This is a genomic window from Actinobaculum suis (assembly GCF_900102025.1).
Classification (GTDB): Bacteria; Actinomycetota; Actinomycetes; order Actinomycetales; family Actinomycetaceae; genus Actinobaculum; species Actinobaculum suis.
The window spans coordinates 98,672-113,587 of sequence record NZ_FNAU01000005.1 but is presented as its reverse complement, the minus strand read 5'-3'; the positions used below and the strand labels follow the sequence as shown (position 1 = coordinate 113,587).

Below are 14,916 nucleotides of genomic sequence, written 5' to 3'. Positions count from 1 at the left end.
AAAACTGTGCTAACGCACATGTGCGATAAAGAACAATTTGACCGGTCCGCGAGTTGAGATTCGCAAACCGGGCAAACAGTAACAGCGATGTTCGGGGCTTTGGAACGCTAGGAACGAAAGCTACCGCGGCTACCGGCAGGGCCTAGTTACCGCGCAAAGCACGCCGCGAAATACGCTGGTTGAACGGGTCAATACCCTTCGGAATGCCTAGCGGATCATGCTTGAGGGCTTCAAGACGCTGCGCGAGCGCCGAAACTTCCTCATTCGAAATCTTCTTCTTGAGGCGGCGGATCTTTCTTTCTAGCTTCGGTAGTGGCACTTGGCCTTCACCATTGCCCACATAAATCACTTCTACCGGCGCATTTGGTGCCACGCGGCGCAAGGCCCGCCGCTCATTTTCCACCAGACGCCGGGCCCGATTAATCGGACCTTCCGCTACGAGCACCACGCCCGGCCGGCCCACCAACCGGAAGACGAAATCTTGGGTGCGGGCATTCACCCGCACGGGCTCTTCAGTTTTGACCCAGCGGCCCCGCAAGGAATCAATCACCGCGGAAGAAGCCCCCGGCATTCCTTCGATCTGCTGGTAGCTGGCATTGCGCACGGCCCGCGTCAAGATCAGCATTGGCAAAAGCAAAGCCAACATAATGCCGATCAAGATCCAAGCGATCCACGACTTGGTGACGAAAGCGAGAACAATACCGATGGCCAGGCCCACAATCGCGCTTGCTGCCAGCACCCACCCCAAATATTTGTAGGTACGGCGCGCTACCTTGTAGGCATCGCGCAACGTGCTAAAGAACCTGCGCTTTTGCGGTTTATCCTTTGATGTCTTCCTTGCCATGAGGCCCCTTCCGTCTTCGATATGTCGGCAAAATTCTAGTGTATCTCCAGCTTCTCCGCTTGCCACCTTAGTCGAAGTATCGGAGCAGCATGTTCACGTGCTTTAGTAACTAAAGGTGTAACAGGCGCGAAAAAAGTTGCCGGAGCAAACAATAGAATTGGACGCCAGCGTTAATATGTATGCGTATTCGCTAAGGTGGGCTCGATAATAAAACGATTGACGTTTAGGCAAGGAGTTTTCTTATGGCTAACGTGAAGTTCTACGGCGATCAGCATTTTCCATTGGAAATGCACAAGGTACGAATTATCCAAAAACTGCGCCTACTGCCGATAGAAGAACGCCTCACCGCGATCCAAGAGGCCGGTTTCAACACCTTCCTGCTTCAAAATAAAGACGTGTTCTTGGATATGCTCACCGATTCGGGCGTCAACGCGATGAGCCAAGAACAGCAGGCCGCGATGCTCAATGCGGACGATGCATATGCCGGTTCGGCCACGTACTACCGGTTGGAAGCCAAGGCCAAAGAACTATTTGGGATGGACTATTTCCTGCCCGCCCACCAGGGCCGTGCCTGCGAGAACATCATTTTCTCCACCCTGGTAAAAGAAGGCGATATCGTCCCCATGAACTACCACTTCACCACCACGAAGGCACATATCGTGGCCAATGGAGGCCAGGTAGCGGAATACCTATATCCGGAAGGTATTGACGTAAACGTCGATCACCCGTTCAAAGGCAATATGGATACCTCCCAACTGCGAGAGTTGCTAGCCTCTCCGGCCTCGGTTCCGGCGGTAAGAATGGAAGCGGGCACAAACCTGATCGGCGGCCAACCGTTCTCGCTGGCAAACCTGCGCGAAGTAAGCGCGCTATGCCGCGAATTTGGAGTGCCGTTAGTACTCGACGCCTCACTCCTGCAAGACAACCTGTACTTCATCAAGGAACGCGAACCACAGGCCGCAAACATGTCTGTTCGGGAGATCGCGCTGGCAATCGCGGCGGCTTGCGATATTTTCTACTTCTCTGCCCGTAAGCTCGGCTTCGGGCGCGGTGGCGGCATCCTCATTCGCGATGAAGCTACCTATAAGCAGATGCGCGGGCTAGTACCGATGTTCGAAGGTTTCCTAACGTATGGCGGCATGTCAGTACGCGAGATGGAAGCGATCACGGTGGGGCTGGAAGAAACCATGGATTATGACATGATCTCCCACGGCCCGCGGTTCATCGCCTATACCGTAGATGAGCTCGATAAACGCGGTGTTCCAGTGGTAAAACCCGCCGGCGGCCTGGGTGCCCACCTCAACGCCATGGAATTCGTGGACCACATTGACCAACGAAACTACCCGGCCGGTGCCCTCAACGCCGCCCTCTACCTTGCCTCCGGAGTGCGGGGCATGGAACGCGGCACCATGTCTGAAGAGCGCGACGCCGCCGGAGTAGAACCACTTGCCAATATGGAACTAGTGCGCTTGGCATTACCACGCCGGGTCTTCACCCTCTCGCAGGTCAACTACCTTATTGACCGCGTGACCTGGCTCTACGACAACCGCCAGCTGATTGGTGGCCTCGAGTGGGAAGAAGAACCGGAAATCTTGCGCTTCTTCTACGGCCGGATGCGGCCCGTATCGGATTGGCCGGCACAGCTGCTCGCAAAATTCCGGGAAGATTTCGGCGATTCCCTGTAATACTCGCAATACCGGGGCGAGCAGAACAACCCGGGCTAATCGCCGCCTGTGGATAAGTCCGCAACGGCAAAAGTGGATAACTGCTAGCCGGGCCTTGCAGTCTGCTTTGCTAGCCGTATGCGTGAAGGTTTTGTGGCTCTGGGAATCGGAATTGTGGCCGGATTTTCGCTCGTATTGTGGTCTGCGGGGGAGAGCGCCGTAAGCCAGCCGGAAAACACACCCGGCGAAGTAACTTTGCGGATCTCCCCGCACAAATCCGGGAAGAAAACACCAAAAACCGGGAACGAAGCAGCAAACCTAGCCCCGCAACCCGCGAGTGCGGCGGCGTCGGAAGCCGGCGCGGAGCCAGCAACGGAACCAGACCCCGCAGCAGCGCAAACGGCCCCGGCAGCGAACACCCCCGGAACAACGCAGACTCCCCAAACAGCATCGCGCTCCGAAAAAGAAAACCCTCCGGCTGGTATCCGTAGAAACCAGCCGGAGGCAGAAAGCATTGCCCGTGGTTTGCTCGCGCAACGCGATGCGGCAATCATGGCCGGAGACAGGGCCCAGTTGCAGGCCCTGACGGTTCCCGCCTCACCAGCTGCCGCAGAAGATGCCGCGCTCGCGGACTTTGTGGCCGCCAATCCTGTCTCCCAGATACACACGCGCATGGTGTCCGCGCACTGGACCGCCGAATCTGAGCTACAAGTGCTAGAAGTGCTGACGGTGCAAGAAGAACTTGTCTTTACCAGCGGTGAGCGCGTGCCAGCCGGACCGGAACGCTGCGCACGCTGGGTGGTAGAAAGCCAACCCTGGCGGATTTCCGAAGTTTTGCCCTGCCCCGAGACCGCGCGCCACTAAAACGACAGTTGTATAGCTACGCATTTTGTTTAGTGGCCGGCTGGCGGGGCTGGTTTGTTTTGCCGCCGGTAGTGCCCTTTTGTTTAGCCGCCGGTAGTGCCCTCTAGCTTTACGGGGCGCTGGGGCTGACTGGGGCTGGCTTGGCGGCCGGCTGGGCCGGTTTACTTGCTAGCCGGCTGAGCTGGGTGTTGCGCGATGAAATCCTTGGCTTTCTGGGCGTCCGGATGATTTGGGCACAGGGTTACCGCACCTTGCAAAGTGCCAATGGCATTAGCAGAAGGTGTGGCAGAAAGCGAATCGATTCCGAAGGCCGGGGAAGCGCAAGTGGTGTAAAGATCGCCGAGGGAAGCGGCCGAACCAGCATCGCTGGCGGCTTTGAGTGCGGCTTCTTCTTGCGAGTTTCGGCCGCTACTCTTCCACTGCACACCGTTATAAACCGGCGCGCAAGCAAAACGATCCGCAGCGCCTTTCTGCCAGGCTTCCTGCAGGTTTGCAAATTCGGTTTTTTCTGCCGTGCCGCCCGTCATGCAAGAAACCGGCTGGTCCTTTTCCGGATCAGTGACGGCCTTGCGTTCCGTCTGGGAAGCCCCCTGCGTTGAACCGGAAGCCTGCGTAGCTGCAGAACTTGCGGAAGCATTTCCGGTCGAGTTTTGGGTCGAACCCGAACCAGAACAAGCGGTGAGTGCAAAAGAAAAGGCAGCAAGAAGAGCGGCCGCCGCGTGAATTTTATTCATAGAAAAAGTATAGAACGGGCTTTTCGCCCTTCCAAAACCTGCATAAAACTAGAGGTAGAGAAATGAATCATGGCCTATTTGGGCGGCGTGCATAATTGGCGCATAACGCGACACTCGGAAAACAACCGGCGTTGAGAAAAAACCGTACTTGGAAAACAACCCCGCTGAGAAAGCAAGCGATACACGGAAACCAACGGAAGCATAAAGCGGGGCCGGGATGCTCGGAAATTTGAGTTTGCCACCCAGTTTCCGGTTGCATCCCGGCCCGCTTGTTTAGGGTTGTACAGCCCCGGTTTGGTTAGAGCTTTACAGCCATTCGTTGAAATCAGTGTTTTCGAGTAGGTTCTTGAAGTCCTTCAAGAACCGGCCCGCTACCGCGCCGTCAACGAGCCGGTGATCGTAGGTGATCGCCGGGTAGAGGTAGCTACGGATGCCGATCAGTTCGCTACCATCAGCCGCCTTGACGATGCCCGGTTCGCGCATAATCCCACCGATTCCGAGGATCGCAACTTCCGGTTGGTTAATAACCGGGGTGTCGAACATGACGCCGTTGCCGCCGGTGTTGGTGATGGTGAAGGTACCGCCGGTTAGATCATCTACGCCGGCGCTCCCTTCGCGTACCTTCGCCGCGCCCACATTAATAGCGCGGGCCAGGCCGGCCACATTGAGATCTCCAGCGTTCTTGATTACGGGAACGTACAGGCCCTTCGGGGTATCAACCGCGATGCCAATGTTCTCGTAGTCGAAGTATTCGACGGTCTTGCCGTCTTCGGAAATCCGGGCGTTGAGGGTCGGGTGAGTCTTGAGCGTATCTACCGCGGCCTTCACGAAGAAGGGCAGATAGGTGAGCTTGGTGCCCTCGCGTTCTTGGAAAGCGTTCTTTTGCGCCTGGCGCACCTTCACCAAGTTGGTCACATCCACCTTGATAACCGTGGTGAGCTGGGCAGAAGTTTGCAGCGAGCCGACCATGCGGTCCGCGATCGTGCGGCGCAGGCGCGACATCTTCTGCGTGGTACCGCGCAGTTCCGGATCATCCGGGCCACCCTTGACCACCTTCGTAGCCTTCGGGGCTGCGGCCGGAGCCGGAGCAGCAGCCGCAGTGGCGGCAGGTGCCGGGGCAGCTTGTGCGGCCTTGGCGGCTTCGGCGGCTGCGTGGGCCTCTTCCACATCCTGGCGGCGAATACGGCCGCCCACGCCGGTGCCCTGCACGGTAGTTAGATCCACCTGCAGTTCCCGGGCGAGCTTGCGCACGATCGGCGTGATGTAAGCATCGGGTTCGGCAGCAACCGCAGGTGTGGCCGGAGCTGCCGGGGCCGCGGCCGGAGCAGCAGATGCCGCCGGGGCAGAAGCAGCCGGGGCAGCAGGAGCAGCAGCCGGTGCCGCCGGGGCGGCCGGAGCCGGGGCAGCGGCCGCGCCATCGCCAATGTAGGCGAGCACGGTACCTACCGCTACGGTTTCGTCTTCTTGCACGGCAATGGACTGGAGTACGCCGCTGGCCGGAGCCGGAACTTCCGAATCGACCTTATCGGTGGAAACCTCCAGGAGCGGATCACCCTCGGAAACTTCCTCACCTTCGGCAACCAACCAGGAGGTTACGGTACCTTCGGTTACCGATTCGCCCAGGGCGGGCATCTTCACGGCGACGCCGGTACCCGCACTTGCCGGGGTGGCCGAGGAGGCCGGAGCAGCCGGAGCAGCCGGAGCAGCGGGGGCTGCAGGAGCCGGGGCGGCTGCCGGTGCCGGAGTGGCGGTCGCAGCCGTGCCCCCACCGATTCCGGAACCATCACCGATATAGCCGAGCACGGTACCTACCGCTACTTCTTCATCTTCTTGTACCAAGATTTGTTCTAGTACGCCTTCTGCGGGGGAGGGGACTTCGGAATCAACCTTGTCCGTCGAAACCTCGAGGATAGGCTCATCGAGCGAAACCGTATCGCCCACTTCCTTGAGCCACGAGGTGACGGTACCGGTATCAACGGATTCTCCCAACGCGGGCATCTTAATTGGTTCAGACATGTAATCCCTCAGTTCAGTTTTCTTACGTCTAAAAGCTTGTTATCTGCGGCACGAACGTTTTTCACGCGGTACTGCGGTAATTCTTGCTAATTGTGAAGCGGCTTGCCAGCCAGCTTGAGAAGGACTTCCCCAATCGCTTCGTTCTGCGTGGGATGCGGGTGAATGAGGCCATCGTAATCCTCCGGATAGGCTTGCCAACCCACCATCGTCAGACCTTCGCCAATCTGTTCGCCCATGCGCTTGCCAATCGCGTGGAAACCGACGATCGGACCGTCCTTCACGCGCACCAGCTTGACGAAGCCCTGCGCGCCCAGGATCTGCGACTTGCCGTTCCCCGCCAGGTTGAAGGAAGCCGTAACAATGTTTTCCTTGCCGTACTTGGCTTCCGCCTTGTCTTGGTTCAGCCCCACCGAAGCGATTTCCGGTTCGCAGAAGGTAATCCGCGGAATCAGGGTTTCGTCAATAACGCGCGGGGAGAGCCCAGCGATTTCTTCGGCCACGAACATGCCCTGCAAATATCCGCGGTGTGCCAACTGGATACCCGGCACAATGTCCCCAACGGCATAGACGCCGTCGATATTGGTACGCAGGCGCTCATCGGTCAAAACGAAACCGCGATCCATATTCACGCCGATTTCTTCATATCCCATGCCTTCCGTGCGCGGGGCACGGCCGATGGCAATGAGCAGGTATTCGGCCTCGAATTCCTTCCCATCCTGGGTGAAGACCTTCACCGAATGGTCGGTTTCTTCGAGGTGGTCGAACATGGTGTTGGTGGCGAACTTGATACCACGCTTGCGGAACTGGCGTTCCAGGTTCTTACCGATTTCGGGATCTTCCGCGTGCACCAAAGTGGGCAGGCCTTCAATGATCTGTACGTCCGCACCGTAGGAACGGAAAGCAGAGGAGAATTCCACGCCGATCACCCCGCCGCCGAGCACGATGATCGATTTCGGCGTTTCCTGCAAATTCAGCGCTTCGGTGGAAGTGAGAACGCGCTTGGTGATTTGCTGCCCGATCGTCTTCGAGTAAGAACCAGAAGCAAGAACCAGGTTCTTCCCGCGATACTCCGTACCATCAACCATCACCGTGTGCGGGGCCGTGACCTTGCCCCAGCCGTTAATCACATCGACCTTGCGGCCCTTCAACAGGCCCTGCAAGCCCTTGAACATGCCGGCAATTATGCCGTTCTTGTAGTCCTGCAGGGCTGGCATATCGATACCCGTCAGGCTTGCTTGCACACCCACGCGCTGCGCTTCGCGGGTTTCGTCGGCAACTTCGGCGGCGTGCAATAGTGCCTTCGTCGGGATGCACCCGTAATGGAGACAGGTGCCACCTACTTTGTCTCCTTCGACGAGCGCAACATGTAAGCCCAACTGGGCTGAGCGGAGAGCTGTAGCGTATCCGGCGCTACCGCCTCCGAGAATCACTACATCGTATTCCTTTACTTCTGCCACCAAATTCTCCTTACGGTTATGAGTGAGAACAGTACGCGGACGTGGTCCGCACCACGGTTCTATTCTGCCACTTTGGAATGACTAAAGGGCTAGATATTTCTATCATTTACATGCTACGGATACGTAACTTTGTTGTTGAGGTAGCCAGAATCTCGCACGCAAGATCTGTAGGCTTCTCCTATGAGTTTTTTCTCGCGTTTGAAAAATAAGCATAATCGCCGTTCTGGGGGCGGTGCGGGACGTCGCGGTGGCGGCCTGTTTTCCGGTAAGAACAATCGAGAGGAAAACACGCGTGTGGAAGAACACTTGCGTGCTTTCACTTCCACCCGGAAAGGAGTGGAAGCCTATTTTGAGCCGGCCACCCCGCGGGAAGAACCCGCTTTGTTGCTAATCGCGCGCGACGGCGAATGGACGCGGCGCAAAGTGCGAGACCTGAAAGTAGCGCTTAGCCTTGCCGAAAAACTGGGTTTGCCGTTCTACGAAGTACAAAAAACTGGCTACCCGAAGTCGATGCGCGAATGGAATGAGCGCCACCGGGCTGGATAATATACCGGGCGGATCCAAGCTATCGGGCGAAGCCAAGCTATCGGGCGGAGCCAAGCTACCGGGCGAAGCCAAGCTATCGGGCGGATCCAAGCAGCTCCCGGCAGGGGTTTTGCCCGGGGTACGCATAGCCGCCCCACATTGGGCACAAGCAGCTATCGGGCAGGGGCTTTGGGCACGGCCCGACGCGGCCCCGATGAGACACAGTTTCTTGCAGATACAGCGTAATATACGCAAGATAGATGCGGAGCCACTCGGGGCTTGCAGAAAAAGATGCATAAATAATGAAGATGCACGAATAATAGTAGGGCTCTAATTTGCTCGGAGTGCGAAAACCGATCGATAGGACAGGGGTTTGTAGTGGCAGAAGATGGCGAAATTATTAAGGACGATCGCCGCCGCGCGACGGGGTGGCCACGCTTCCTCCTGCTCGCCCTCTTAATAGCGGCAGTAGTTTTTTGTTGGAGGGGAGTTGTTTCCGCAACTTCTTCGGCAATTGACGGGAATGGTCTGGACGTATTTACCACGATTCTGGCTGCCCTTTGCTGGCTGGGAGGGGCTATCGGTTGCTTGCACAATGGCCGGAAAATGCGTTGGGTCGCCACCGTGTGCTGGGTTGTAAATATTGCTTTGCCTTTCTTCGGCGTGGGGTTCCCAGATGCTTTTGTGCCCGTCAATCCCTGGTATCGAGGCGGGGAAACCTATTTTTATCTGCCCACGCTCGGCGCGATTTTGGCGCTGGCCTGGTTGCTATGGTCCCGGCCCTCAAACCTCCAAAAAATGCGCGAAGCCGCCTAACCTTGTACTTGCCGGGCGGGACTTCGGGTTAGCCGAATGGGAACGAAAGCGCGCACTAGTAGGGCCGACACCTCACACTAGCTGGCGGAGCAGCTAACTTACGCTAGCCGGGCGGGCACGAAAAAAGCCGGGCTGGCCAGGAAGAACTGGGGCCAGCCCGGCAAGCGGGTTGCGTTTCTCTTATTTTTCTTTCTTAGCGCGGCGTAGTGTGCGCTTTTCTTCGCGCTTTTCGGCCCGCGCCTGGCGCCGATCTTCCCGATTCTTTTGGCGAGCGGCTCGCAAATCTTCCGGAGCTCCGCCCTCGGGATATTCACCTATTGCGCACTGCGGGCGCGGCATGCGCCAGCGGCGCGGATAGAAAGTACGGACCCACATTTGGGAAATCGTGCGATCTGGAACTTTGTCCGCCCCGTACTTGTGTGCCACTAGGGTGCGAGCGCGATACGCGGCCAACCAACCATCGAAGAGCATTACGAACAGCAAACCGTAAGTTCCCCACACGAAGTATTGCATCACCACCGGGTTGGCCCGCAACACGAAAATCCCAATGAAAATAATGGCGAGCAAGGGGAGTACAAGGGTCGCAAAGTGGCGCCGCGAATCGATACAGTCACGTGCAAAACGGCGAATAGGGCCGCGATGCAGCTCCGGCATATTCTTTTCGTCACCTTCGCGCATGGCCTTTTGTTGCCGTTCGTAAATCTCATTGGAACGGGCACGCTGTTCCGCCTTGAGGATCTTCTTTTCTTCCCGAGTCAACGTGGATTTTTCGGAAATGATTGGACGCCGATTGCGGCGTTCTACGTCCTTACGTTTCGGGGTGGGCCGTCCCTTACCCGGCGTATAGCCCTTCGGCCGCTGTGCGGGCGCCGAAGTTTCCGGTTTTTCTTCCGGTTCGGTTTTTTTCTTCCCAAAAAGTGCCATGCGCAGTCTTTCTCAGTTTGCCAATAATCTTGCCGCGCCAAGTCTACGTGTTCACCAGAAAAAAGTGCGCGACGCCGGCCTACGACCGTCTCTTCGTCACTCTAACGACGTCGTAATCCTCACGACGCCGTAACCCGAACTGCGTCGGACGCAACCGCGAAACCGCGGGGCATCCGTAGGCACTAACAACACCGTGCCACAACCGCCCCGAGAACAAACCAACATCCGCCACAAACAATTCCGCCACAAACAATACTGTGTGGTGAAACGATTATCTCGCCGCATTGCTATCTAGCCGCACTGCTATCTCGCCGCACTGCACCGAAGCCAGTGCGCGGTAGGTGTCAAAAACACAGTAGGAAAAACAGATACGGAAACACGGAAAAACAGGGGCCACGATAGGAAGTTACCGCGGGCAAGCACGGCGGCGCGCTAGGCTAAGCCTATGACTTCAGATCTGGCGAAAAAGGTGGATGAGCAACTGGCTCACCATCGTGAAGAACTCGAAAATCTCATCCGTATCCCCTCGATCTCGGCAGACGCTTTTGACCAAGCGGAAGTACGCAAAAGCGCAGAATACGTAGCCCAATTGGCACGTGAGCGCGGTTTGGAAGCCGAAGTAGTGCAGGTGACTGCGCCTTCTGGTTTGCAAAGCCGGCCGGCGGTATTGGCACATAAGCAGGTGGGGGAGGATAAACCCACGGTGTTGCTGTATGGGCATCATGATGTGCAACCGCAAGGCACCGCCGAGGGGTGGGAAACACCACCTTTTGAGCCAACGGAACGTAATGGCCGCTTGTACGCGCGGGGCGCGGCCGATGATAAGGCGGGCGTCATGGTCCATATGGGTGCGCTTTTCGCGCTGGGCGATGAGCTCGGCGTGAACGTGACCTTGTTTATCGAAGGTGAAGAGGAGATTGGGAGCCCCACCTTCCACGCCTTCTTGGAAGAATATCGGGAGCGTTTGGCGGCCGATGTGATCGTGGTGGCCGATTCGAGTAACTGGAAGGTTGGCGAACCAGCACTTACCACTTCTTTGCGCGGGGTGGTACGGCTCGGCGTGGAAGTGCGCACTTTGAGCCACGGAATTCATTCCGGCATGTTTGGCGGGGTGGCCTTGGATGCGGTGACGGCAATGAGCCACATTATTGCCTCATTGCATGATGAAGACGGAGCGGTTGCGGTTGCCGGTTTGCAAAGCTGGGACGACGCCGAGGTGGAGTACACCGAGGCCGATCTGCGGCAAGACGCGGGAATCCCGGAAGGTATGCAGATTATTGGGCGCGGTTCGTATAACTCGCGGATGTGGACGCAGCCGGCAATTTCGGTGATCGGCATGGACGTGACCTCTACCGCCGAATCTTCCAACACGATTATTCCAGTGTGCAAGGCTTATCTTTCTTTGCGCGTAGCACCGGGCCAAGATCCGCAAGAAGCCGGCGAACTTCTGGCAAAGCACGTGCACGAACACGCCCCGTATGGAGCGCAGGTAACTACTGAAGTGGCGGAAGCCGGCCCCGGTTTCAAGGTGAATAGTGGGGCAGCGGCAACGCAGATTATGCGCGATGCACTATCGGAAGCTTTTGACCATCACGCGGTGGGAATTGGTACCGGCGGTTCGATTCCCTTCGTAGCGGATCTACATGAAGTGTTCCCGGAAGCAGAAATTCTGATTACCGGGGTGGAAGATCCCGACACTCGTGCACATGCCCACAACGAATCCTTACACCTGGGCGACTGGCGTAACGCTATTCTGGCAGAAGCATTGTTGTTGAAGAATTTGGGTGAAAAGCATGCGTAAATCGATCCTGGCCGTTTCTTTGGCCGCTGTAGGGTTAGCATTGGCCGGTTGCTCGGGTGGTGCTAATTCTGATGCCAACGCTTCGGCCTCGGCTTCTGCAGAAGCTACCGCTTCAGCTACCGAAAGTGCAGCTCCAGTAGAGATCAACTATACGAGTGAGGGAATGCCAAAGCTGGCGAAGAACGACGCCGGCCAGCCCATCCTCGAGTTCCCAACGAAAGAAAAGCCCGCCGATCTGCGAGTGGAAAAACTGGAAGAAGGCACGGGTGCGAAGATTACCGCGGCTTCTACGGTAGTGGTCAACTATGTGGGCCAGCAGTGGGGTGATGCGAAGGTCTTCGATTCTTCCTTTGAACGGGGCGCGGCTGCATCCTTCCCGGTAGGTGGGGTAATCAAGGGCTGGTCTACGGTGCTGGAAGATTCGCACGTGGGCGATAAGTTCATTGTTTCCATCCCGCCGGAGCTCGGATATGGCGAAAGCGGTACGCAGGGAATCGAACCGAATGCCACGCTCGCTTTCTACGTGGAAGTTAACGGGGCCTGGCAGGGCGATTCGGCCGGGCAGGCAGATGCCAAGGTAGAAACCGATCCGGATTCTTTGCCGGTCAAGTACAAGGGAGAGTTGGGTCAGCCGGTAACGGACCTGGCGGTCAAGGAAGGCCAAGCAGCGCCGCAGGAAATCACCACGAAGGTGATTGCGCGGGGCACGGGCCAGCCGATCAAGGAAAAATCGATGGTGGTAGTCCAGTTCGAAGCAGTTTCTTGGGATAACTCTTCGGTTGCTGAATCCACCTGGAAACCGCAGGCCCAAGGCACGCCTTCCGGCCCGCGCGTCTTCCCTTCCGATCACGTACTCTTTGGCCAGAATTTGCAGGGAGTTCCGGCCGGATCGCGCGTTTACATTGGCGTGCCTGATCCGAACAAACCAGACACGGCCTCCATGGGCGTGGTAGCAGACATCGTGGCTGTCTACTAAGACTACCCGTCTACTAAAACCGGCTGGCTGCTAAAACCGGCCGTTTAGCAAAATCGGCAGGCTACTAAAGCCAGGCGGCTACTAGAACCAGTCGTTTGCTAAAACAATACGAACGGAAAATAAAACGATTATTGGCCGGCTTTGCTGGGTCCGAACTTACGGGCCAAGCAAAGCCGGCCAAAGTTTATTTATTGCGGGGAAGCTGGCGCAGGTTTGCGGGCAGGCGGAAACGTGCCGCGCCCTGCACGGGCACTCCTAGTGGCATGGTGCCGATATGTTCCAAAATACGCGTGCGCGGATCTGCCAACCAGTTCGCCAAAATCTCGGTTTCCTCACTACTTGCTAAACCCGCTGCCCGTTCCGGGCGGTCTACTAATTCCGCGTTTTGTTCGAGCAACTGTGCCTGTCGCGGAATATCAGCGGCCGGCACCCGGGTTTGCGCCCGTGCGGCGGTACTTGGTTCTGCTCGTGCGGCGGTACTTGTTTGCGCCCGCACTGCGGCATCTGCTGGCGTGCCTGCTGGAGGCCTTGCCGCAGCATTTGTTCGCGTGCCGGTTTGCGGCGAGGCTAGCGGGAGGGCGGGGCGTGCGGCGTCGGCACAAAAACTTGCGGCGGTGAGACGTCCCCAACAGATAACGGCGATATCCCAGCCCGAATCGCGGCGCCGGGCGGCAATAATCCGGGAACTGCGCCACAAAGGTAAGAGTTTTTCGCGGCGCCGGGCAGCGCCCATAAGCGCGGCGAGGCGGTCGCGTTCGATTGCGGCTTGCTCAAAGTTTTCGGCGGCCGCGAGTTTGCGGATCAAAGCCAAGTGGTGCTCCCATACGGATGCTACGTCTCCAGCCAAAATCTGGGCGGCACGCCGTGAAGCAACCTCAACTGGATTCGCCGTGCCGCGCGGTGGCAAAACACATTGCCCGGGTGCAGAGCCAGGTACGTGCCCGGGAATCGTACATGGCGAATCCGAAAAATCGGTGGCCCGCGGGATCTGCAAACCCCCTTCGCGCAGGCCTGCTTCTAAACAAATCAGTTCTTTGGCGCGCCGGGCCGCCGCACCGGAAAAGAACGGCCCTAAACAGTTTTCGATGTCTGCGTTAGGGATGCCGCGCGCCACCCGAATATGCGGTTCGCCGGTGCGAGGTTTGCGGTCCAAAACCAGCCACGGTTGCGAATTAGGCCGGCGGGAGCGGCGATTATAGGGCGGGTCATATTTTTCTATATGCCGCAATTCCACTACCGCGGCCTCCACCGCAGTAGACGTAGGGAAGGCTTCCACTTTTTCGGCCAGGTCCACCATTTCGGCCATCCGGCCCCGCGTTTCTGCGGCGGTGAAATATTGGCGCACGCGTTTGTACACGTTTTTCGAGGTGCCTACATACAAAACTTCGCCGCGCGGCCCCAGAAAATGGTACACGCCGGGCCCTTTCGGAAGCCCATCGGCAAGGTAGGCGCGGCGGCGCCGGTGGGCGGGCACCGGATTGGAAGCCGCAAACAAATCCGTAATATGAGTGACCCCGCGCGGGCCCAAACGCCCCAAAATCGTGTACAGCACGTCTACGGTTGCCCGGGCATCTGCCAAAGCCCGATGGCTGGGGCTGTGCGTGGCACGGCAAAAACCGGCGAGCGTACCGAGCTTATAGTTCGGCACCTCTTCCCGCGTGAACACGCGGCGTGCCAGGGGCAAAGTATCAAGCACCGGCAAACTGGGAAAATCCAGGCCCAAAGCTTGGGCGGCGCCGCGCAAATGCCCAATATCAAAACGCGCATTATGAGCCACCAAAACCGGGCGGGAATCCGGATCCACAAAATCCAAAAACGCGGGTAGCGCGGCGGCAATTTTTGGGGCGGTTACCGTCATCGCGGTAGTGATCCCGGTGAGGGAAGCAATAAAAGCCGGGACGGGCACTTCCGGGTTCACCAAAGTAGAAAACTCACTCACGGTTTCTCCGCCGCGTGTTTTCACCGCCCCGATTTCCGTGATCGCGTGCAAACCCGGTTTATTTCCGGTGGTTTCCAGATCGACGACGATAAAAGTCACTTCGTTGAGTTCTGGCCCCAAATCCGTAAAAGTAAGCTGTTCAGGCGCGGGCGGGGCCGCCCCTTCCCGGTGAATCCGAGCCGGATCAAGATCAAGATAATCCTTACGAGACGCCCGGCCAGTTCGCATATTTTCGCAGTCCTTTCACAAAGATTCGCGCGTCACCCCATCAGCTTACGCACAGCGCACCAATTCCGCGGTTTGTGTACGGGTGCTAATTCCGTGGTTTTTGTACGGGTGCTAATCCCGCGGGTTGT

At 57.6% G+C, this 14,916-nt stretch carries 12 protein-coding genes; 6 read left to right on the top strand and 6 right to left on the bottom strand.

Translation table 11 applies throughout. From position 1 onward, the window contains the following. Positions 1–142 precede the first annotated feature (142 nt). Complete coding sequence (locus tag BLT47_RS04115) at positions 143–844, bottom strand: DUF4191 domain-containing protein (RefSeq protein WP_049620130.1); 702 nt, start codon at positions 842–844, stop codon at positions 143–145. 242 nt (positions 845–1,086) lie between these two features. Between BLT47_RS04115 and BLT47_RS04110 the strand changes: the two genes are divergently transcribed. Together BLT47_RS04110 and BLT47_RS04105 are read left to right on the top strand one after the other, a co-directional pair. Then, a complete protein-coding gene (locus tag BLT47_RS04110; RefSeq protein ID WP_065415132.1) occupies positions 1,087–2,529 on the top strand; it encodes a tryptophanase in 1,443 nt (480 codons plus the stop codon). 117 nt (positions 2,530–2,646) lie between these two features. Further along, positions 2,647–3,372: a hypothetical protein gene (locus BLT47_RS04105; RefSeq protein WP_074661968.1), complete on the top strand. Its 726-nt coding sequence runs from the start codon at positions 2,647–2,649 to the stop codon at positions 3,370–3,372. A gap of 161 nt (positions 3,373–3,533) precedes the next feature. Here the strand turns inward: BLT47_RS04105 and BLT47_RS04100 are convergent, their stop codons facing one another. From BLT47_RS04100 to lpdA, 3 genes are all read right to left on the bottom strand, one after another. Beyond that, positions 3,534–4,106 (bottom strand): hypothetical protein, encoded by a 573-nt coding sequence (locus BLT47_RS04100; RefSeq protein WP_065415130.1) that lies wholly within the window; start codon positions 4,104–4,106, stop codon positions 3,534–3,536. A gap of 306 nt (positions 4,107–4,412) precedes the next feature. Further along, a complete protein-coding gene (gene sucB / locus BLT47_RS04095; protein ID WP_074661964.1) occupies positions 4,413–6,122 on the bottom strand; it encodes a 2-oxoglutarate dehydrogenase, E2 component, dihydrolipoamide succinyltransferase in 1,710 nt (569 codons plus the stop codon). Positions 6,123–6,208: 86 nt separating this feature from the next. Continuing rightward, on the bottom strand, positions 6,209–7,579 hold the full coding sequence (gene lpdA, locus BLT47_RS04090) for a dihydrolipoyl dehydrogenase (protein WP_074661959.1): 1,371 nt from the start codon (positions 7,577–7,579) through the stop codon (positions 6,209–6,211). A gap of 180 nt (positions 7,580–7,759) precedes the next feature. Between lpdA and BLT47_RS04085 the strand changes: the two genes are divergently transcribed. Both BLT47_RS04085 and BLT47_RS04075 read left to right on the top strand, forming a co-directional pair. Then, positions 7,760–8,125, top strand: a complete 366-nt coding sequence (locus BLT47_RS04085; RefSeq protein WP_074661955.1) for a hypothetical protein — start codon at positions 7,760–7,762, stop codon at positions 8,123–8,125. Positions 8,126–8,482: 357 nt separating this feature from the next. Continuing rightward, positions 8,483–8,920, top strand: coding sequence for a hypothetical protein (locus BLT47_RS04075; RefSeq protein WP_074661948.1), 438 nt, complete (start codon positions 8,483–8,485; stop codon positions 8,918–8,920). Positions 8,921–9,100: 180 nt separating this feature from the next. On the opposite strand, the gene BLT47_RS04070 is transcribed toward BLT47_RS04075, so the two are convergent. Beyond that, the gene (locus tag BLT47_RS04070; protein WP_074661945.1) at positions 9,101–9,844 is read right to left on the bottom strand and encodes a DUF3043 domain-containing protein; all 744 of its coding nucleotides are present in this window, start codon (positions 9,842–9,844) and stop codon (positions 9,101–9,103) included. Between the two features lie 445 nt (positions 9,845–10,289). Between BLT47_RS04070 and BLT47_RS04065 the strand changes: the two genes are divergently transcribed. Together BLT47_RS04065 and BLT47_RS04060 are read left to right on the top strand one after the other, a co-directional pair. Further along, positions 10,290–11,645: a dipeptidase gene (locus tag BLT47_RS04065; RefSeq protein WP_074661941.1), complete on the top strand. Its 1,356-nt coding sequence runs from the start codon at positions 10,290–10,292 to the stop codon at positions 11,643–11,645. After that, on the top strand, positions 11,638–12,621 hold the full coding sequence (locus BLT47_RS04060) for an FKBP-type peptidyl-prolyl cis-trans isomerase (protein WP_049620121.1): 984 nt from the start codon (positions 11,638–11,640) through the stop codon (positions 12,619–12,621). The genes BLT47_RS04065 and BLT47_RS04060 overlap by 8 nt, the downstream gene beginning before the upstream one ends. 184 nt (positions 12,622–12,805) lie before the next feature. On the opposite strand, the gene BLT47_RS04055 is transcribed toward BLT47_RS04060, so the two are convergent. Continuing rightward, positions 12,806–14,788 (bottom strand): DEDD exonuclease domain-containing protein, encoded by a 1,983-nt coding sequence (locus BLT47_RS04055; RefSeq protein ID WP_074661938.1) that lies wholly within the window; start codon positions 14,786–14,788, stop codon positions 12,806–12,808. Between the last annotated feature and the right edge of the window lie 128 nt (positions 14,789–14,916).

Bases quoted from the DNA above. Each gene is read 5' to 3' on its own strand.
- BLT47_RS04110 (WP_065415132.1), top strand. From the start codon at position 1,087: ATGGCTAACGTGAAGTTCTACGGCGATCAGCATTTTCCATTGGAAATG.
- BLT47_RS04060 (WP_049620121.1), top strand. From the start codon at position 11,638: ATGCGTAAATCGATCCTGGCCGTTTCTTTGGCCGCTGTAGGGTTAGCA.
- BLT47_RS04055 (WP_074661938.1), bottom strand. From the start codon at position 14,788: ATGCGAACTGGCCGGGCGTCTCGTAAGGATTATCTTGATCTTGATCCG.
- sucB (WP_074661964.1), bottom strand. From the start codon at position 6,122: ATGTCTGAACCAATTAAGATGCCCGCGTTGGGAGAATCCGTTGATACC.
- BLT47_RS04105 (WP_074661968.1), top strand. From the start codon at position 2,647: ATGCGTGAAGGTTTTGTGGCTCTGGGAATCGGAATTGTGGCCGGATTT.
- BLT47_RS04115 (WP_049620130.1), bottom strand. From the start codon at position 844: ATGGCAAGGAAGACATCAAAGGATAAACCGCAAAAGCGCAGGTTCTTT.
- BLT47_RS04085 (WP_074661955.1), top strand. From the start codon at position 7,760: ATGAGTTTTTTCTCGCGTTTGAAAAATAAGCATAATCGCCGTTCTGGG.
- BLT47_RS04070 (WP_074661945.1), bottom strand. From the start codon at position 9,844: ATGGCACTTTTTGGGAAGAAAAAAACCGAACCGGAAGAAAAACCGGAA.
- BLT47_RS04100 (WP_065415130.1), bottom strand. From the start codon at position 4,106: ATGAATAAAATTCACGCGGCGGCCGCTCTTCTTGCTGCCTTTTCTTTT.
- BLT47_RS04065 (WP_074661941.1), top strand. From the start codon at position 10,290: ATGACTTCAGATCTGGCGAAAAAGGTGGATGAGCAACTGGCTCACCAT.